Consider the following 19081-nt stretch of genomic DNA (forward strand, 5'->3'; position numbering starts at 1 on the left):
AATAGCTTTGTAAACGCTTTTATCCTATTTGTGTATTGTTAAATAGGTTGATGTACATATTTACTATCAATGGAGGTTACCGACATGGCAAATCAATCGATCAGATTGAGCGAAGGGTGGTCCCAGTTTTACGGGCCAAACCTGGGCTATATGCTGGAAAAATATGAAGATTTCCAGGATGACCCGGCATTAGTAGAAGAAGAATTACAAAGTTTTTTCAGAAAATGGGGGGGGTATAAAGAAGAAGTCGAGCCCGCAACCCCGGTTCAGAACAAGGACTTAAAAGAAACAAGCACTAATACTTATTTTACTGCTATCCGGGCAATGAAGCTCGCAGAATCCATAAGGCGCAATGGCCATTTAATGGCCGACATTATTCCCGTTAATTTGAAGGAGAAAAGCAACATATTCAATTATGAAGAATTCGGTCTTACTGACGAAGAAATTCGGCAAGTACCTCCTGAACTTCTGTCCCCGCACCATTATTCCTCGTTAAATAATGGTTTAGAAGCTGTTGAACATTTAAAAGAAACCTATACTAAACGGCTTGCTTTTGAATTTGACCAGGTGCAGGACATTGAAGAACGGCGCTGGTTATTCCAAAAGGTTGAATCCAGAGACTACCTTCCTGAATTAACCGACACAAAAAAAGTGCAGATGCTGGAAAGATTAAATAAAGTAGAAGGTTTTGAACACTTTATCCATAAAACATTCAAAGGACAGAAGCGTTTTTCCATTGAAGGGCTTGATACAATGGTTCCTATGCTTGATGAAGTGGTACGCGAGTCAGTGGAAGACGGCACTGAAAAACTGATGGTTGGTATGGCTCACCGAGGCAGATTAAATGTCCTTGCCCACGTACTCGGAAAACCGTATGAAATGATCTTTTCAGAATTCCATGATGCCCCAAATAAAGATTTAGTCCCCTCTGAAGGGTCTGTAGGAATTAACTACGGGTGGACCGGGGATGTTAAATACCATTTAGGCGCTGACCGTGAAATTAAAGAAAGCAAGTCAAACGCCACGATTAGTCTTGCAAACAACCCAAGTCATCTGGAATTTGTGAATCCGGTGGTTGAAGGCTTTGCAAGAGCAGCACAGGAAGACCGGAAATCACCCGGGTTTCCTAAGCAGAAAAAGAATAAAGCTCTTCCGATTTTGATCCATGGTGACGCCGCTTTTCCTGGTCAGGGAATTGTAGCTGAAACGTTAAACCTCAGTCAGTTAAATGGTTACTCAACAGGCGGGACAATCCATGTGATTGCTAACAATATGATTGGATTTACGACCGTAAGCGGCGATTCACGGTCAACTGAATATGCCAGTGATTTGGCGAAAGGGTATGAAATTCCTGTGATTCATGTGAATGCAGATGATCCTGAAGCCTGCCTTGCAGCTATCCATTTAGCGTATCTTTACCGTAAGGAATTCACTAAAGATATTGTCATAGATTTAATCGGGTACCGCCGATACGGCCACAATGAGATGGACGAACCTCTGGCCACCCAGCCGTCTCTGTACAAGAGAATTAAAGACCATCCGACAGTATTTGAAATCTACGGAAAAAAACTTGTTGATGAAAAACTGATTGAAGAAAATAAATTTCAAGAATTAAGATCTGAATTTATCTCTAAGCTGGAAAACCAGTTTGATAAAATTAAGCAAAATAAACGTGAACATATAGACGAAACGATGAAGCCGCCTGCTTACGTCAGAAGCACTCTTGCAGGAATAGATACGAAAGTGCCGCTCAAAACCTTGCGCCAGATTAACGACGACCTGCTTATTTTTCCTGAAAAATTTAATGTCTTTCCGAAGCTTGAAAAGATTCTTAAGCGGCGTGTAGATTCCTTAAAAGAAGAAGGGAAAATTGACTGGGGACTGGCAGAAACGCTGGCATTTGGATCGATTATTTCAGAAGGGGTTCCGATCAGGCTGACTGGCCAGGATTCAGAGCGGGGGACGTTCTCTCACCGTCACCTGATTTTACATGATTATGAGACTGATGATATATATTCACCTCTTCACACTCTGCCGTCAGCTAAAGCATCTTTCGCGGTACACAACAGTCCTTTATCTGAGGCAGCATGTGTAGGATTCGAGTACGGCTACAATGTAGAATCACCGGAAACATTAACCATCTGGGAAGCTCAATACGGAGACTTTTCAAATGGTGCTCAAGTTATATTTGACCAGTTTATTTCAAGCGGACGGGCTAAATGGGGCCAGAAATCGGGCATCGTCCTCCTGCTCCCTCATGGGTATGAAGGCCAGGGCCCTGAGCATTCCAGCGGTAGGATGGAACGGTTTTTAACTCTTGCCGCTGAAAATAACTGGCACGTGGCCAATTTAACTAAAGCCAGCCAGTACTTTCATTTACTTCGCCGGCAGGCAAAACTGTTAAAAGAAAATGAGATTAGACCATTAGTGTTAATGTCGCCTAAAAGCCTTCTCAGAAATGAAAATGTATCTTCTTCTCCTGAGGATCTCAGTGAAGGAAAGTTTGAACCTGTACTCGTAAATAAAGACCTTGGCAATAATCCGCAAAAAGTGGAACGTCTCGTATTCTGTTCCGGTAAAGTAGCAGTGGAGCTAGATGAAAAAATAAGAGAAGAGATAGATAATCTCGACTGGCTCCAGGCAGTTAAAATCGAAGAACTCTATCCGTTCCCGTCTAAAGATATTAAAGAGCAACTGGAAAAGTACCCGAATGTAAAAGAGCTCGTATGGCTCCAGGAAGAACCGCAAAACATGGGCGCTTGGCATTATATTCTCCCTTATCTGCAAGATACAGGGCAGGAATGCGACGTGCACTTTATCGGACGGAAACGACGTTCCAGTCCTGCTGAAGGAGATCCTAAAGTACACAAAAAAGAGCAGAAAAGAATTATTACTGAAGCTGTCACACGAAATCTCGAAGGGAGTCCTGAATAATGCTTGAAATTAAAGTACCTGAATTAGCAGAATCCGTTACAGAAGGCACAGTTGCCGAATGGCTTAAGCAGCCGGGCGACTATGTAGAAAAAGGGGAAGACATAGTAGAACTTGAAACAGATAAAGTAAACGTTGAAATTGCCGCAGATGAAGCGGGGACTTTAGAAGAAACTTTGTTTGAGGCTGGAGATACTGTGAAAGTAGGCGATGTCATCGCCAAAATTAATACTGGTGGAGAAGCTTCTGAAAGTAAGGGCGATACTGAACAGGAACAAAAAGAAATAAAGGAAAGCAAACCAGAGAGTGACGTCGAGGCGGACAAAAAAGCAGTAACAGCCGAAGAGAAGACGGGAGAGTCTGGTGGTTCAGAAAGCGATCACCGGCCGCTTGCATCTCCTGCTACCCGTAAGTATGCCCGGGAAAAGGGGATCAACCTTGATGACATTAATCCGCGTGATCCGCTTGGACGGGTTAGAAGAGAAGATATTGATGAATATGAAGCAAAACAAACATCCTCCAAACCGGCCCCGGCCCCGGCCCCTGAAAAAGGAGCAAAAGAAGAAAAAGGCGATCCATCTAAACCTGTCGAACGAATTAAAATGTCCCGACGTCGCAAAACGATCGCTAACCGTCTCGTGGAGGCGCAGCAAACAGCAGCTATGCTGACTACTTTTAACGAAGTGGATATGACAAACTTAATGGAACTTCGTAAGCGAAGAAAAGATAAATTTCTCGATGACAACGGCGTAAAGCTGGGATTTATGTCTTTCTTTACTAAAGCTGTTATTGGCGCCCTTAAAAAATACCCGTACGTGAATGCCGAAATAGATGGTGACGACATTGTTTTAAAGAAATTCTTTGATATTGGTGTAGCCGTCTCTACAAATGACGGGCTGGTGGTTCCAGTCGTTCGGGATGCAGACCGTATGGATTTTGCCGGAATTGAAAAGGAAATTGGAGCACTCGCGGAAAAAGCGCATAACAAGAAACTCGGACTCGGCGATTTACAGGGAGGTTCTTTTACAATTACAAACGGAGGAGTATTCGGCTCTTTATGGTCTACGCCTATATTAAACACTCCTCAGGTAGGTATACTGGGAATGCACAAGATACAAATGCGTCCGGTAGCTATCGATAACGAACGGTTTGAGAACCGTCCGATGATGTATATCGCACTATCTTATGATCATAGAATTATTGACGGGAAAGATGCTGTCGGATTCCTCGTAAAAGTGAAAGAACTTATTGAAGATCCGGAAGCCTTGCTTCTGGAAGGATAATACGGAATATAGAAAAGCGCCTTCTCTGCTTTCTGTCGGAGAAGGTGTTTTTTTAATATCTTTGCAATATTTCTTTCTTTTCCACATAATGAAATTATCAGAGGGAGGTGGGAGACATGGGGAAGGGAGTCCTCATAGCCGGTTCAGGAATTGCCGGTTTGACCGCAGGAGCGTTACTTCAAAAGAATGGGTATCAAGTGACATTATTAGAAGCAGCAGCGGAGTGGGGAGGGTGTGCAGGTAAATTTCAAAGAAAAGACTTCACTTTCCCGGTTGGTGCCACATTAGGCATGGGTTTCGAACCGAACGGTCTTCATACAAAAGTGAACGACTATTTAGGAATCACAATCAATGCTGTTCCACTTCCAACTGTTATGGATGTGCGCATAGGATCCCGTACTCTTCCCTATTACACGGAACGATCCCGTTTTTTAACGATGTGGGAAAAAGAAGAGCCTGATGATTCACTTAGAATTATGAACTTTTTTAATGAAGTTTGGAGGGTTGGTAAAGTTTTAAGAAATCATATGCAGCATTATCCTGTTCTTCCGCCAGAATCCTTTCAGGAATACCGCGCACTCTTAAGGGGATTTTCTTTAGATTCCATAACCCTTATACCTTATGTGAACCAGTCACTCGCTTCACTGGTGAAAAAGCACAGGCTTCAGAATTGCATGACGTTTATTCATTTTATCAATGGTGTTTTAATGGATAGTATGCAAACCACATATAAAGAATGTGAATTATTGATGGGGTGTGCAGCCCTGGATATTTATCACCAAGGTGCTTTTTATGTAGATGGCGGTTTATTTCGCTTAGCTGAGGAGCTTATAAAATCTATACTTGAAAACGGGGGAACCGTTAAAAAGCCAAGAAGCGTTGTTTCTGTTAAGAAGGAAGATAAGTGGAGGGTGGAAGATCACCGGGGGCATATTTATGAAACGGACCATGTCGTGTTGAATGTTCCCCTTTCAAACTTGCGTGATCTTTTAGAGACAGAAGTAATGAGTAAAATCCATCGCAAAATAAAAGCAAAAGAAGACCCTTTAAAACAATGGGGGACTTATACAGTCTATATGGCATTGAAAGAAGACTGCTTACCGGACGATGTAAACTTATTTCATCAATTTATGCTTGACCCTGACGGTCCTTCAAGTGAAGGAAATCACTTTTTTATGTCTATTTCAAAAAAGGGCGACCTTCTGAGAGCGCCTGCAGGCTACAGGACGATTACAGTCTCAGCACATGTTCACTTAAAAGAATGGCAGACAAAAGAAGCGTATGATTATAAGTCCATGCAAATAAAAAACAATGTGCTGAAAAAGCTGGAAGAACTCGCTCCTGGATCTGAACATGGTCTCGTGTATGTATTGAGCGGAGGACCTAGAGCCTGGGAAAGATTTGTTAAAAGAAAAAGCGGTGGCGTGGGGGGCTTCCCGCAGACTAAGCAAAATGCACTATGGCGTGCTGTTCGTCACCGGACAGGAATCGATGGCTTATGGCTTTGTGGGGATAATATTTTTCCAGGAGCAGGTTCTATCGGAGCCGCCAGTTCAGGTGTTCATGTTGCCAGGTCAATCACAGGGGAAAGACTTGTCTAACAGATTTCACTTACTTCAGCTTTGGATAAATGATGAATTGGTGCAAATTTTAAATTAATTAATAGATGTTAAAAAGCTTGGAGGAATTCCAAGCTTCTTAATAAGACTACTCTATGAAAATTATTTAAGGGGCGCCAGTTTGAAAATTTACCTTAATCTGAACCAGGTCCTGAATTGATCCGTCTTCAGCACTTCTTGTATATACTTGTAATTCTCCTTCCTGGGCAGACGGCGGATTATCAAAAGTGATGGAATCACGGAATTTCCCGAAATTAGGACCTGCAAAGTCAGCGGTCGTAAATGATTCAGAGGCTACCTCCCTATCATTTATATCTACCACTCTGTAAAGTACATTTGCTTCAAAGGCTCTTGCATATCCTTCTATAAGACTGTTGTTTTGGATTGTGCTTCCGGGCAGAGGCTCTGTAACAAATATATTTTGTGAAACAGGTATGGGCACAATTAACTTAATTCCCTCAAAAATTAAGTCTGGAGAAATTGCCGGCCGGAACATATTAGCATTCAGAATTTGTCCTGTTGGCACTCCTGTTTTTTGGGAGATTGAAAATAAAGAGTCGCCGGCCTCTACATCATAAATAAAAACGGGCACCCGAATCTGCTGGTTCGGGAAAACGAAATCAGGATTTTGGATCGTCGGGTTCGTTCCTGCCAAGACTGTCACAGGAGCAGAAAACCTGTCTGCTACTCTAGTTAAGCTGTCCCCCGGCTGGATCACATAAAATGTCTCGGTAGGATCAACAGTCAGTCTTGGTATGACAAGCACTTGCCCGGGAAAAATGACAAACGGGTCTGTAAACGGGGGATAAATACCGTTTACGCGAGCGATAGCATCTATATCACTCTCATATCTTACAGCCAGGCTGTAAACTGTATCTCCCGGTTTAACTGTATGGATGATGTGGGTTCCGCGCTGGATAGCCAATTTAATCTCCCCTTTAATTTTTACCTTCTAATTAGTCATTGAATTTGGGATATCAGTTAAATGTATGTATTAAAAGGTTGTCTGTATTCCTCAGCGGATGCGGGCGAGTATTTATTATAAAAAAATTACCTTTTTATGTTAAAATTTTAGTGATGTAGGTTCGTTCATTTCAAAGAGCCTGCCGATTGCAGGAAAGTATAAAGAGAGTGTGGAAAGGATAGAGAGATGATGAGAGTCAGAGAAGTACAGCTGAGTGATAAAGATGAGCTAAGCACCCTCATTAAATTGATAGACGGTGAATCAGACTTTATGCTGTTCGGCGCCGGGGAGAGAGAAATGACTGCCGGTCAGTCAGAAAAAATGATTATAAATTTCAGGGAATCGGAGAATTCAACAATCTTAATAACTGAAGAAAACCGTAAACTGACAGGGTATCTCATGGCAGTTGGGGGAAAAGCAAAGAAAAATAAACACTCCGCATACCTTGTATTGGGTGTCGGTAAAAACAGCAGAAAAAAAGGGGCTGGCACCCTTTTATTGGAAGCAGTTGAAAAATGGGCTATTAACCAAGGGTTAAGAAGACTCGAACTCACTACGATGATCCACAATGAGGCGGCTTTAAAGTTATATAAGAAATCCGGTTTCGAGGTAGAAGGCTTAAAACGGCATTCTTTTTTTATTAAAGGCCGGGCTGTTGATGAATACTATATGGGAAAACTGTTAAATAACGGAGGAATGACTAATGGCGAAAGTAATATTATTTGATTTGGACGGAACCCTGCTCCCAATGGATACTGATAAGTTTGTGGAAACATACATAAAAGAGCTTGCAGGAAGAGTGTCACATATTGTACAACCGGATACATTTGTAGAAGCGTTATGGGGCGGTACAAAATCAATGATGACCAATATTGATCCGGAGAAAACGAACGAGCAGGTGTTTGAGGAGAGCTTCTTAAAAATGGCGGATCTGGATAAAGATAAAATCTGGCCTGTTTTAGATGACTTTTATGAAACCGTCTTTCCTACTTTTTCGTATTTGTGCCAACCTACTCCGTTAGGGAGAAAGGTAGTGGAAGAAGCAATTAAACAAGGGTACCGGGTAGCGGTCGCAACTAACCCGGTTTTTCCTAAAACAGCAATCTATCACCGCTTGTCCTGGGCCGGTTTGAATGATATTCCTTTTGAACTGGTTACTGTATATGAAGAAAGCCGTTTTACTAAACCGCATCCCCAGTATTACAGGCATATTAGTGAAAAGTTGGGAGTGCAGCCGGAAGAGTGTGTCATGGCGGGTAATGACAAACAGGAAGACATGGCAGCCGAACAGGCAGGCATGAAGACATTCCTTGTAAAAGGGTGTGTTATAGACCGGGGGACTACGGATTACAGGGTGGACGACGAAGGGACGCTTCAAGATCTGTATACAAAAATATCCAAACAGCAAGGACTTTTCCGGTCCTCATCAACCGGTTAAACGTTGCTAAGGAGAGTGGTCAAAACTTTCTCGTCTAAACAGCAATAAGGAGAGGTAGTATGACAAAAAACGTCTTTTCAGACCCACTGCCGGCAAAAGAACGGGTTCATGAACTTGATATCATCCGGGGTTTTGCATTGCTTGGTATTTTAATTGCCAATATGCCTTATTTTGCGTCTCCCGAAGTCTACTTAACAATGACTAATGTGGTTTGGTGGACTGAAAGCTGGAATGTGTTTGCTGAATTTGTTATTCATTTTTTTGCGTCATCCAAGTTTTTTACTATGTTTTCTTTTTTATTCGGCCTCGGTTTTATAATTTTTCTTCAAAGGGCGGAACAGAAGGCAGCAAAGCCTCAGGGCCTGTTTATAAAGCGTCTGGTTATTCTGCTCATAATAGGTATTATTCACGCTTTTGGAATATGGTACGGGGATATCCTGATTATTTACGCTCTTACAGGTTTCTTTTTACTGTTGTTTTATAAAAGTACACCAAAAACTGTTCTTGTTTGGGCGTTCTTATTAATCCTTATTCCTGTCTCATTCATTTCTTTAATGGCTGTTCTCATCTTTATGGCAGGAGATCTCCTCCCTGCTGATGCAGAAAGTATGGCTTTAGGCATGCAAATGCTTGAACAGTCCATTGCGGCATACGGGTCAGGGAATACGGCTGACATATTCAGCCAGAGGGCGGCTGATTATTCTTTTATGTTCAGTAATTATATCTTTATGATGCCTATCATTCTGGGGATGTTTTTATTTGGAGTTTACATTGCGAAAACTGAAAAATATAAAGACATACCTACACAGATACCGTTTTTTAAGAGAGTTTGGAAGTGGAGCCTGGCTGTCGGCCTGCCTTTTAATGTAATGTTTGTTTACAGTTATTTTGAGCAGGGGGCTGAAGTTTCTGTCTATATGATGACTTATTTTATAGGATCGGCCATAGGAGGGCCTGCACTTTGTTTCTTTTATATGACTTCAATCATATTACTTATGCGGAAAGAAAAATGGATAAACCTATTCAACCCTTTGCGTGCTGTGGGACGTACAGCCTTAAGCAACTATCTTCTTCAGTCTATTATAGCGACCTCGCTGTTTTATAACTACGGTTTGGGGCTTTATGGAGAAGTTGGCCCTTTGATATGGCTCGTGATCGCAGCGGTGTTATTTGCAGGCCAAATATGGGTGAGTAATAAATGGATAAAAAAATACCGGTTTGGACCTGCGGAATGGATTTGGCGCAGTTTAACCTATGGAAAACGGCAGCCGTTCAAAATGTAACCATTAATGTCGGGAATAAAATCAGACTTTCTTTTTCAAACTAAGCCAATAAAAGTGCGAAGGAGGAAGAAGCGATGAAAAAGCGCCAACCAAATAAAAACGCGGCTGAGACTAATAACAAAACACCTGATGAGAGTCTGCCTGACCGTCAGGAAGTACACCCTGTTTCCCACAATAAAGAGATTGAAAAAACAAAAGCTAAACGGTAATAAGAAAAATGAGGGCCTTATATTTAGCATAAAGGCTGAGATAAAGAGTAGTGATCTTACAGACATCCAAACAACTTCTGAATGTTGTTTGGATGTCTCTCTTTGGTATCTGAAGACCCCTGAGCAGCTCATTTATTAAAAGGATAAACTAATGGGCGTCTTTTACAAACCTGTCGGTAGTTTTCTCCTGGACTCACTCATTCCGGCAATGTAAGAAGCGGGAAATCTTTCAAAAAAATTTCTTCAAAACCCATGGGACTGCTGGCTCAAAGCAGACTTTCTCTATGTTACAATAACAGAGAGACCGGCTTAATAAAGGAGTCTAAAATGAAATATATTATTAGTTTACTTGTTTTTATTTTTTTATGTTCTGCTTTACTGCCAATTGCTTCTAATGCTGAAAGCAGCCCTCATCGGGAAACAGTGCGTGGGCAAATTGTCGAAATGAAAGAGGATACACCAGGCCTTCAAAGAATGGAAATTAGAATTGAACAGGGGGAATTCAGAGGGGAGACCGTGACGGTGGAGCACTCATTGTCGGGGAATCAGGCGCAGGATTTTTACTTTAACGAAAGCGACAGGGTGCTGGTTTGGATTGAAAGTGAAAACGGTACAATCTCAAGGGCTCTTGTCAGAGAACTGGCACGGGATCACTATCTTACATATTTAGGGATCTTTTTCGCTTTGTCAATAATCTTAATAGGTGGTTTAAAAGGTATAAAAACAGTTATATCATTGGCTTTTACCATCTTTCTAATTATGCAAGTTTTGATACCCCTCATTTTAGGCGGGCTGCCGCCGGTGTTTGTAACTATTGTCATCGCCTCGATAATAACAGTGGTTTCTGTCCTGTTAATAAGCGGTTTTAACCGGAAGTCGGCGGCAGCGATTTTAGGAACAATCGGGGGAGTCATATTAGCCGGTGTACTTGCAACGGTGATGACAAGGCTGACCAGGTTAACAGGTTTCAGCGGGGAAGAAGCTCAAATGCTTATGTATGTGCCAAATGCCAACTTTGATTTTCAAGGTCTGCTTCTTGCAGGAATGATTATTGGAGCAATAGGGGCGGTATTGGATGTTGGCGTGTCAATTGCTTCAGCTGTAGATGAATTAAAGCGGAGCAATCCGGCTATTACCGCAAGGCAGCTGATAAAATCAGGAATGAATCTCGGCCGGGACATAATGGGAACAATGGCCAACACCCTTATACTGGCTTATACAGGGGCTTCCATGTCCTTGCTGCTCGTTTTAAACGCCCATAATGTGTCGTTTAACCGGGTTATTAATATGGAAGCTATGGCGACTGAACTTATAAGAATTATGGCCGGAAGCATAGGATTAATTTATGCTATACCATTAACAGCCGTAATAGCTGGCTTTCTCTATAAAAATGCTGACTCAGAAAAACTGCAAAAAGAAGCTGATAAGCCGTCTCTTTGGAAACGTCTTACTCGAAAGACTTCATAAAATCTTATTAGCAATAATAAAAGAAGCTGCCCTGAGGCAGCTTTTTCAGGTGAAAGACATCCTAAATAGAAACGAGGGATGTTCTAGGTTGATTGAAGAACAAAAGGCGGCGACGCCACAGGGATTAAGCGCTGTCTGAAGATCCAATTCAACGAAGCTCCAGGCTGAGTTGAATTTAGCTGAAGACAAGCCCCTGGGCAAGCGTCCGCCTGGCGGACTGAAATGACTGCCATTACTATTTATCAGAGTTAAGTACAAAAGCGAAAAACCGAACAAAAATCATAAGATTTGTTCGGTTTTCTTTATGCTCGCTATTCTTTTGTCCCGGCCTCGAGAAGCTGCCCTGAGGCAGTTTCTTTTTTAACTGTTAAGCTGTTTGGCGTCTGCGGAAAAAGAGTAACGCAGAAGCTCCAATAAAGACTGTTATTCCTATCAATGTATAAAGAGGGGCAGTCGAAGCTGTAGCAGGCAGCTCGTCACCATCAGCCCGTTCTCTTTCACTTTCCAATGCTGATTCATCGAAATGATATTCATAGTAAGCGCCATCGTCGTCATCAGTCAAATTACCTGTAAAGCTGACCAGTTCTAGCCCGAGTCTGTCAATATGGTCAGCTCCATCAATAGAACTGGTAAAGGTTACTTCGCTGTCAATTTCAGTTGGAAGCAGCGCCCAGTTCATTGAACTGTGAGGATGATAATCGCCTTCTTGCTCCCTGAAGAAATCCGCGATTACTTCCCGGTTCTGAATGTTTAAATCAATAAGCTCTTCGACAAGGTCTGCATCCTCCAGATGGTCTCCGCCTCCGCCTGCACGGTAGTTGTTTGTAACAACAAGGAATTCCATGTCAGAAGTGACAGGTTCACCTTCATACGTCAGATCGGTCACACGTTCGCCTACAGGCTGTGTCACATCAAGATAGTAGTCCACACCTTCAATGACATCAAAATTGAAAGCTGAGAAGCTGGCCAGAAGAGATTGTTCTTCTTCGGCGCCAGGATCAATCTGTTCAAAGTTTTCTGCAGACCGTTCCAGCCATTCTGTCAGTTCATCACCGTTTACATCGACCACTTGAAGGGTGTTGGAGTACACATAAATATCTGCAAGGTTTCCGATAGTTACGTCTCCGGCATCGACTTCTGTATAGCCGCCTCTATAACCGGCTCTGAATGGTGCTGCAGCAGATAAAAGTTTTCTTTCTTCATATTCAGTCCCACTAAAGAAATCTTCTGCAAACCATAGCTGGGCATCATTAACGAGTTGAGTAACTTCATTATCCATCACGAGTGAGAAGAAGGTGTTAATACCGTCTGATATCGATCCTACCACAGTCGAAATATATTCCATGGTTCGTTCATGAACATCTGAAATTAAATTAACAATATCTTCATTTTCTTCTACACCTTCTACTCCAGTAACTTCTGAAGAAGAACTTACTATATTCCAGGCTCCATCCTCTTCAGTCATTTCCAGGGTGATCGTTCCTAAATGGCTTCCCCAGTTTCCAGCCATAACGGCAGGAATCCCGTGAATAGTCCCGTTCTCATCATCTACACCATCAACTTCATCATAACCGGTGTTACCAGGAAAAGTCTGGTGGGCGTGTCCCATAACCAGTGCGTCTATCCCATCCACTTCTTCAGCGAGAGTGACAGCTGCGTGCTCTGTTTCCCGGTCGCCTGTATTAACCCCTGTATGGGCAAGAGCGACAACAATATCAGATTGTTCTTTCAGTTCAGGGATATAACGCTGAGCCGAGTCAACTATTTCACGCACTTCCACATTTCCTTCAAGGTGAAGGTTATCCCAGCTCATTATTTGAGGCGGCACAAATCCAATAACCCCAATATCAATGCTCTTACCATCCACTTCATGCTCAATTACTGTATAAGGTTCATAATAATGCTCTTCCCGGTCTGTGCCTGCTTTGTAGACGTTAGCGCTTAACCAGGGAAAATCAGCAGATTCTATGGCGTCATCCAAATAATCCAAACCGAAATTAAACTCATGGTTACCAATTGATGCTGCTGCATAATCGAGTTCGTTCAGAGCTTTAATGACTGCCTGCGTTTCCCCTTCTTCTAAAGGATCAATGAAGGTCTCAAGCTCTCCAAGCATACTTCCCTCAAAAATATCCCCATTATCAAAAAGAATGGTGTTATCATTTTCCGCCCTGACTTGTTCAATGAGTGTAGCTGCTTTTACAAACCCGTAATCATCTACGGCTTCGTCATTCATGTAGTCATAAGGCATAAGATAGGAATGGATATCCGTTGTAGTCATAATTGTGAGTTCATGGGACTCCTGATCATTACTTTCTGCGAATGATGTTACGGGAGAAAACAACATAAAAGCGCTTCCAATAATAGCTGCACGTTTAACTGTCCGGAAAAATGCTTTTTCTCTCATCAAATCCCTCCATTATGTTTTAATTGTTAGTCCAGCTCGCCTCCTTTTAAAAAAATAGAAAGTGAGTTGTCTGACGTCTATCAGTTGCTCACTTAGTGAAACCCTACCACAATTTTTTTAATTTTTTAACATTTTTCAAGGAATCATCACAATTACAAATAAAAATCATTCGAAAGATGCACCTTCGTGTAGATAATAGTCGGATGAAAATAAAGTAATAAGAATTGAATATTTGAACTTCAAATACCTTTTAGGGTATAGTGAATGTGAGGAGGGATTATGATGGAACCGAGGAATAAACAGTGCAGGCAAGATGGCAATTGAGGAATTACAGATCAAGCCGGCCTTGAGTCACGCCAAAAGAAGTTTAAACTTCCAGGGTTGTGACCGGCTGTCTGGCTTTGGCTCCTGGCAGGAGCCTATATTCTTATTACGCAATTGTTTTAAACATACTTTTTCAACGAATTTAAGAGATACAACCAGTACTGTTTTTTATGAGTTCATGTTAATAAACAAATAGTTTAGCAGTTTAAAAAGGATATAATACCTAGTTGTGGAAAGGTCTTGGAAAGAATAACATTCTTCCGAGGCCTTTTTGTTTAGTTATTATGTCATTAAATGGTTCGTATATACATTAATTTCCTCTCTTTCGTGAGACGTTTTATTCACTTTCCAATTAAAAGTTATTAATAGGAAAATACATCCAGTGTTTGAACGTTTTTTGTTGTGGTATAGCCAATTATACGCTTTTGTATAGGCAAGATATTAATTTAAGGAGTGATTTATAATGGCTAAAAATGAACAATCAAACAATGAACAATCAAACAACGGGCAATCAACCTTAGGTTATGTACTTATAGGAAGTGCTGTTGGAGCAGGTGCAGGGCTGCTATCCAGCTCTGAAAAAGGAAGAAAAGTATTAAAATCAGTAGGCGGTTCCCAAGTTATGAAAATTGTTGGTCAGGAACTGACAAAGTCTGTGCAGGATATGGTTACGGAACAAGCTGTAGGAAGTGTGAAAAAGCAGATTTCAAGTTATCTCAATAAAGTTGAAGATAAAGTACCTGGCGGTCAAAAAGTAACGGGTAAGATCGAGGAAGAATTAGGTCTTGACCAGGGAGCGTCAGAGGAAGAGTCTGAACAGCAATCCGGGGAAGAATCAGCTCAGGCTGAAGAACACAGTGAGGATCCGGAAGAAGAGGAAGAGGAGTATACCGGTGAGGAAGAAGCAGCAGCCTCTTCTGAAGAAGCAGAAGAAGAGGAGTCAAATGAAGAGGAATCAAGCGGATACGATGAGCTTAAAGAGGAAAACGAAAGTATGAATGAACGTCTTGATAGAATCGAGAAGATGTTATCAGAATTGGCAGAATCAAAATAATAAGCTTATAAAAAACTATTAAATTCAGGCTTATATGGAGGGATTATTAATGGCACAAGAAGAAAAAGACACCCAAGTTGATGAGCAGGAAAGCGATAATAACGGTAACGAGCAAGAGAATGGAAGCGAAAATGGCGGCTTTGGACCAATGAAGCGCGCAGTAACAGGTTCTATCGTTGGAGCCGCGGTTGGATATGCAATTACACCAGAAAACCGAGATAAAATTAAAGAAAGCGTGAAAAACTTCGATACTGAACAATGGAAAACGAAAGGAAAAAGCTTCGGTCAGTCTGCAAAAGAAAAAGCTTTATCAACAGCCGAAACAATTAAGACCAAGAGTGGAAGTTTGTTTGGTTCAAAATCAGGAAATGAAGAATCTGAAGAAGAGGCTGAACAGGAAGAAACTGAAACACAAGTATCTTCACAAGATGAACAGTCAGATCAGCAATCTTCTGAGGACTATGAAAAATTAAAAGAAGAAAATAAAGCTCTGGGTGACAGACTAAGCAGAATCGAAGACATGATCAGTAAACTCGCTGAAAACTCGCAGAAATCAGAGGAAAGCGAGAAAGACCAGGAAGAAAAGGACTCTGACAAGAGCCAGGAATCAGAAGAGGAACAAGATAAAGACTCATCTGACGAAAGTTCCGATAAAGAAGAAAAAGAAGAAAAAGAAGATAAAGATCAGCAAGAAGAACAATCTGATGAGGACAAGAAAGAGGAGTCTTCTGAAGAAAAGAGCGAAGAAAAAGAAGAGGAAGAAGACAACGAGACAAAAGTAGAAACTGGTACTTCCGGTAAGTCTTCTGGCTCAGAAGACCAGGAAGATGACAAAAAAGATGATGATAAAGAAGATCAAGAAAAAGAAGATCAAGAAAAAGAAGACCAAGAAAAAGAAGAACAAGAAAAAGAAGAACAAGAAAAAGAAGAACAAGAAAAAGAAGAACAAGAAAAAGAAGATGAAAAACAAAAAGATGAAGATAATGAAGAGGAAAATGAAGACAACAATAATGATGAAGATGAAGAAGAAAGTAATTCTTCATCGAATAGAAAGTCTTCCTCAGGTTCTAAAAAAGGTCCAGGCAGACCGAAAAAGAAATCCGGTTCAGGACGTAAACAGAACAGTAATTCTAAATCTAACAAATAAGCCGCAGTTAAATGAGGCTAGCAAATTTGCCACAGAAGGGGTGAAAAGATGAGTGAGAAATCCAAAAAGCAGGAAGTTGATCCTATCCTGCAACTGCTTACCGAAAAAGCAAATACCGAGGAATACAGTGCAGGAATTACCCTGAATGTTAAAGGGTCTGTTGTAACAGGGACAGTTATTTCGGCTGCAGAATATCTGGAAGAAATGTCTGGTCAGTTTTCTGAGGAAGATGACGGAGAAAACGCCATAAGGGAACAACTGGAAGAAGCAGCAGATTCTTTGAAAGAAGAGGAATCACCTGCCACCAATTACGTTCATTTAAAAAATGCAAAGTTATTCAGTGAGTCAGGTAAATCCTTACCTTCAAAAGGAGCTGTCTTATGGAGAGGGAAATTAACAGAAATTGACGGTTTCTTTTTAGGAAAAGTAACTGCCGAATAGCAGTTTTAAGGATGAATAATTATATCTTGAATGATTCGGATGTTTAAGTGCGCCTCTCTTAAGGGTAGAGGTGCATTATAGATACCACCCGTCACCAATATCATTCATCATAATATCAGGTGAATGACCTGCATTTTAAAAGAGAGGTGGTTCTTATAAATGGCAGAGCAAGAAAATAATCAGGATTCTGTTATTTCCGGCGATACAGCAAAAAAAGCATTAGTCGCGGGAGGGGCAGGACTTGCCGGCAGTGCCGCATTAATGGTAAACAACGATATTCGGAAAAAAGTTAAAAAATCTTTCAAAGCAGTGAAAGAGGAAGTGAAAGATGAAGCTAAAGATGAAGCTGAAGATGTCGTTGATGATATGCCAAAAACAAAAAATGCAGCGGCGGCCGGAGCAATAGGTAAAAAATTTTATGATACGTTTGAAAAAATGAGCGATGCCAAAGAGGAAATAAAAGAAAACTTTGGAGAAGCTGGAGAACAGCTGAAAGAAAAAGCTGAAGAAGCAAAAGAGAGAGGCCAGGAAATAAAAGGCACTCTTAAAGATCAGGCTGAAAATGCCAAAGAAGAAGTCAAGGATAATGAACTGACAAATCCGAGCGGAGGATCAGGGAATTCTGGCGATGGCATTAAAAAAGCCAGTGATATAAAAGGTTACTCGGAAGTAAAAGGGTATTCAAATATTAAAGGTGCGAGTGACATTAAAGGTGTTGACCAAATAAAGAAACCTTAAAGGAGCGATGTAAAAATGGCTATTCAAAAAAGTACAGATTCATCCAGCCTGGCGGAAGTAATTGACCGTATTTTAGATAAAGGAATTGTAATTGATTTATACGCCCGTATATCTTTAGTGGGTATCGAATTAATTACTATTGAAGCACGGGTAGTTATTGCAAGTGTGGATACTTGGTTACGCTATGCAGAAGCTGTAGGACTCTTAAGAGATGAAGTTCAAGGAGAAATAGATTTAGAAACCTCTGAAGAAGGAAGAGGACAGGAACAGTTGAATTTCGCATAGTTAAGAGTTAAATAGCAGAAAAGCGGCATATGTGTTACGCATATGTCCGCTTCTATTTCTTTAAAAAAAGGCGGGAAAATATATGAAACTAGAAGAAATAATGGATACAGTAAGTTCTTTTTTTGAAAAGCATGTCAGACCGGTGCACCGGATTACTTCAGTCCAGGAAAAAGAAGAGCAGTGGGAAGTAGGGGTTGAAGTAATAGAAGAAAAAGAATATATGAAAAGGTACGGAAGAGATCAGCTGATAGGTGAGTATATAGCCAAATTGGATGAAGACATGGATGTTATCTCATTTGAACGTATACGATTAAGACAACGCACCTCTGTTAAGAGTGAGGAAGAAGAAGGGAGGTAAGGCGGTTGGCTAACACAGCAGCTCAGTCACAGCAAAAACAAAACAGAAGCCGGGCGGGATCAGACAACACTAATAAGCCTGCACGAACATCGCGGAAAAAGGCGCCGTCCAGCCGTCCGAATAAATCAACACTTAGTACCCGTGGGGACAGATTGAAAAAAAGATCTGACACTAAAGTGCCGGCCAGAAAAACGGAAGAAAAAGAGGTCCCGGCAAAAAATAAAAGCACAGCCAGTGATCCCCTTGACCGGTCGGGTTTTGTGGAAACTGAAAAAGTAAAAAAACTGGTTAGCCGCATGAAACCTTATTTACAGGCAGGTTACCCCCTTCATTTAACCGGTCCTACCGGAGTAGGGAAAACAGCCATGGCTCTCCATCTTGCCGCTCAATTTGACAGACCGGTTACTCTTTTGCATGGAAACCATGAGATGAACAACGTCGATCTGCTTGGCGGCATATCAGGGTTTACAAGTGATAAACTAATTGATAACTTTGTACGGCAAGTCTATAAAAAACAAGTGGAAGTAAAAGAAAAATGGCATCCCGGCCGTCTTGTAGAAGCCGTGCAAAAAGGCTATACGGTCATATACGATGAATTTTCGCGTTCGTCGCCGGAAACAAACAATTTGTTTTTATCAGTACTTGAAGAAGGTGTGCTTCCTCTTTACGGTACAAAACAGAAACAGTCATTTATGAGAGTTCATAAGGATTTCAGAATTATATTTACATCCAATCCTGAAGAATATGCAGGCGTGTTTGATACTCAGGATGCTCTTATGGACCGCCTCATCACCATAGAGATGGATCAGGATCGGGAAACTGAGAGGTCTATACTCAGGGAAAAAACAGGAGTTCTGGCAAAAGAAGCAGACCTCATATTAAGAAACGTCGTGAAAGTGAGAAAAGCATGTGAAAATGAGGGTAAGCACGGGCCAAGTATACGTGCTTCTTTAATGATTGCGACGGTATGTCAAAAATCTGATATTCCTATTTCAAAGGATAATGAACAATTTCTAAGAGTCTGTATGGATGTGCTTTCCCCGCATGTTATAAAGTGTGCAGATGTAAACTCAGCCAAAGAAGCTGAAGAGTGGCTTCAAGATGAAATAAGTTAATAAGTAAGGCAAAGGAGA

The 19081-nt window shown here is 41.3% G+C and carries 17 protein-coding genes; 15 read left to right on the top strand and 2 right to left on the bottom strand.

Annotated elements, in window-relative coordinates; all coding sequences use genetic code 11:
* Positions 1 to 84 precede the first annotated feature (84 nt).
* From K8O68_RS12550 to K8O68_RS12560, 3 genes are all read left to right on the top strand, one after another.
* Positions 85 to 2934, top strand: coding sequence for a 2-oxoglutarate dehydrogenase E1 component (locus tag K8O68_RS12550; protein WP_230897220.1), 2850 nt, complete (start codon positions 85 to 87; stop codon positions 2932 to 2934).
* Entirely contained in the window at positions 2934 to 4214 is a 1281-nt protein-coding gene (gene odhB / locus K8O68_RS12555) for a 2-oxoglutarate dehydrogenase complex dihydrolipoyllysine-residue succinyltransferase (RefSeq protein WP_230897221.1), read from the top strand. Before K8O68_RS12550 ends, odhB begins: the two co-directional genes overlap by 1 nt.
* A 116-nt stretch (positions 4215 to 4330) precedes the next feature.
* Positions 4331 to 5815 (top strand): phytoene desaturase family protein, encoded by a 1485-nt coding sequence (locus tag K8O68_RS12560; protein WP_230897222.1) that lies wholly within the window; start codon positions 4331 to 4333, stop codon positions 5813 to 5815.
* 124 nt (positions 5816 to 5939) lie between these two features.
* Here the strand turns inward: K8O68_RS12560 and K8O68_RS12565 are convergent, their stop codons facing one another.
* Entirely contained in the window at positions 5940 to 6758 is an 819-nt protein-coding gene (locus K8O68_RS12565) for a LysM peptidoglycan-binding domain-containing protein (protein ID WP_230897223.1), read from the bottom strand.
* A 225-nt stretch (positions 6759 to 6983) separates the two neighbouring features.
* Between K8O68_RS12565 and K8O68_RS12570 the strand changes: the two genes are divergently transcribed.
* The 5 genes from K8O68_RS12570 (at position 6984) to K8O68_RS12585 (ending at position 11194) form a co-directional block, all read left to right on the top strand.
* Positions 6984 to 7523, top strand: a complete 540-nt coding sequence (locus K8O68_RS12570; protein WP_230897224.1) for a GNAT family N-acetyltransferase — start codon at positions 6984 to 6986, stop codon at positions 7521 to 7523.
* Positions 7501 to 8235 carry an HAD family hydrolase gene (locus K8O68_RS12575; RefSeq protein WP_230897225.1) on the top strand — a complete coding sequence of 245 codons (735 nt, stop codon included), beginning with the start codon at positions 7501 to 7503 and terminating at the stop codon, positions 8233 to 8235. The genes K8O68_RS12570 and K8O68_RS12575 overlap by 23 nt, the downstream gene beginning before the upstream one ends.
* 59 nt (positions 8236 to 8294) lie before the next feature.
* Positions 8295 to 9518: a DUF418 domain-containing protein gene (locus tag K8O68_RS12580; RefSeq protein ID WP_230897226.1), complete on the top strand. Its 1224-nt coding sequence runs from the start codon at positions 8295 to 8297 to the stop codon at positions 9516 to 9518.
* 74 nt (positions 9519 to 9592) lie between these two features.
* Positions 9593 to 9727 carry a hypothetical protein gene (locus K8O68_RS21460; protein ID WP_255717193.1) on the top strand — a complete coding sequence of 45 codons (135 nt, stop codon included), beginning with the start codon at positions 9593 to 9595 and terminating at the stop codon, positions 9725 to 9727.
* A gap of 327 nt (positions 9728 to 10054) precedes the next feature.
* Positions 10055 to 11194: a YibE/F family protein gene (locus tag K8O68_RS12585; RefSeq protein WP_230897227.1), complete on the top strand. Its 1140-nt coding sequence runs from the start codon at positions 10055 to 10057 to the stop codon at positions 11192 to 11194.
* A 367-nt stretch (positions 11195 to 11561) separates the two neighbouring features.
* On the opposite strand, the gene K8O68_RS12590 is transcribed toward K8O68_RS12585, so the two are convergent.
* Positions 11562 to 13601 carry a bifunctional 2',3'-cyclic-nucleotide 2'-phosphodiesterase/3'-nucleotidase gene (locus K8O68_RS12590; RefSeq protein WP_230897228.1) on the bottom strand — a complete coding sequence of 680 codons (2040 nt, stop codon included), beginning with the start codon at positions 13599 to 13601 and terminating at the stop codon, positions 11562 to 11564.
* Positions 13602 to 14388: 787 nt separating this feature from the next.
* Here K8O68_RS12590 and K8O68_RS12595 point away from each other — a divergent pair.
* The 7 genes from K8O68_RS12595 to gvpN all read left to right on the top strand — a co-directional run bounded on the left by K8O68_RS12595 (position 14389) and on the right by gvpN (position 19063).
* Entirely contained in the window at positions 14389 to 14979 is a 591-nt protein-coding gene (locus K8O68_RS12595) for a YtxH domain-containing protein (protein WP_230897229.1), read from the top strand.
* 49 nt (positions 14980 to 15028) lie between these two features.
* Positions 15029 to 16126: a YtxH domain-containing protein gene (gene gvpT, locus K8O68_RS12600; protein ID WP_230897230.1), complete on the top strand. Its 1098-nt coding sequence runs from the start codon at positions 15029 to 15031 to the stop codon at positions 16124 to 16126.
* A gap of 48 nt (positions 16127 to 16174) precedes the next feature.
* A complete protein-coding gene (gvpU, locus tag K8O68_RS12605; RefSeq protein ID WP_230897231.1) occupies positions 16175 to 16567 on the top strand; it encodes a gas vesicle accessory protein GvpU in 393 nt (130 codons plus the stop codon).
* A 159-nt stretch (positions 16568 to 16726) separates the two neighbouring features.
* The gene (locus tag K8O68_RS12610) at positions 16727 to 17305 is read left to right on the top strand and encodes a YtxH domain-containing protein (protein WP_230897232.1); all 579 of its coding nucleotides are present in this window, start codon (positions 16727 to 16729) and stop codon (positions 17303 to 17305) included.
* A gap of 15 nt (positions 17306 to 17320) precedes the next feature.
* Entirely contained in the window at positions 17321 to 17590 is a 270-nt protein-coding gene (gvpA, locus tag K8O68_RS12615) for a gas vesicle structural protein GvpA (protein WP_093047006.1), read from the top strand.
* A gap of 82 nt (positions 17591 to 17672) precedes the next feature.
* Positions 17673 to 17948, top strand: coding sequence for a gas vesicle protein GvpO (gene gvpO, locus K8O68_RS12620; protein WP_230897233.1), 276 nt, complete (start codon positions 17673 to 17675; stop codon positions 17946 to 17948).
* A 5-nt stretch (positions 17949 to 17953) separates the two neighbouring features.
* Positions 17954 to 19063, top strand: coding sequence for a gas vesicle protein GvpN (gene gvpN, locus K8O68_RS12625; protein WP_230897234.1), 1110 nt, complete (start codon positions 17954 to 17956; stop codon positions 19061 to 19063).
* Positions 19064 to 19081: the final 18 nt, after the last annotated feature.

It is taken from the genome of Salipaludibacillus sp. CUR1, from assembly GCF_021028955.1.
Classification (GTDB): domain Bacteria; phylum Bacillota; class Bacilli; order Bacillales; family Salisediminibacteriaceae; genus Salipaludibacillus.

What these genes read in the sequence shown, in the direction of transcription:
- K8O68_RS12550 (WP_230897220.1), top strand. Translation starts at nt 85, where the DNA reads ATGGCAAATCAATCGATCAGATTGAGCGAAGGGTGGTCCCAGTTTTAC.
- odhB (WP_230897221.1), top strand. Translation starts at nt 2,934, where the DNA reads ATGCTTGAAATTAAAGTACCTGAATTAGCAGAATCCGTTACAGAAGGC.
- K8O68_RS12560 (WP_230897222.1), top strand. Translation starts at nt 4,331, where the DNA reads ATGGGGAAGGGAGTCCTCATAGCCGGTTCAGGAATTGCCGGTTTGACC.
- K8O68_RS12570 (WP_230897224.1), top strand. Translation starts at nt 6,984, where the DNA reads ATGATGAGAGTCAGAGAAGTACAGCTGAGTGATAAAGATGAGCTAAGC.
- K8O68_RS12575 (WP_230897225.1), top strand. Translation starts at nt 7,501, where the DNA reads ATGGCGAAAGTAATATTATTTGATTTGGACGGAACCCTGCTCCCAATG.
- K8O68_RS12580 (WP_230897226.1), top strand. Translation starts at nt 8,295, where the DNA reads ATGACAAAAAACGTCTTTTCAGACCCACTGCCGGCAAAAGAACGGGTT.
- K8O68_RS21460 (WP_255717193.1), top strand. Translation starts at nt 9,593, where the DNA reads ATGAAAAAGCGCCAACCAAATAAAAACGCGGCTGAGACTAATAACAAA.
- K8O68_RS12585 (WP_230897227.1), top strand. Translation starts at nt 10,055, where the DNA reads ATGAAATATATTATTAGTTTACTTGTTTTTATTTTTTTATGTTCTGCT.
- K8O68_RS12590 (WP_230897228.1), bottom strand. Translation starts at nt 13,601, where the DNA reads ATGAGAGAAAAAGCATTTTTCCGGACAGTTAAACGTGCAGCTATTATT.
- K8O68_RS12595 (WP_230897229.1), top strand. Translation starts at nt 14,389, where the DNA reads ATGGCTAAAAATGAACAATCAAACAATGAACAATCAAACAACGGGCAA.
- gvpT (WP_230897230.1), top strand. Translation starts at nt 15,029, where the DNA reads ATGGCACAAGAAGAAAAAGACACCCAAGTTGATGAGCAGGAAAGCGAT.
- gvpU (WP_230897231.1), top strand. Translation starts at nt 16,175, where the DNA reads ATGAGTGAGAAATCCAAAAAGCAGGAAGTTGATCCTATCCTGCAACTG.
- K8O68_RS12610 (WP_230897232.1), top strand. Translation starts at nt 16,727, where the DNA reads ATGGCAGAGCAAGAAAATAATCAGGATTCTGTTATTTCCGGCGATACA.
- gvpA (WP_093047006.1), top strand. Translation starts at nt 17,321, where the DNA reads ATGGCTATTCAAAAAAGTACAGATTCATCCAGCCTGGCGGAAGTAATT.
- gvpO (WP_230897233.1), top strand. Translation starts at nt 17,673, where the DNA reads ATGAAACTAGAAGAAATAATGGATACAGTAAGTTCTTTTTTTGAAAAG.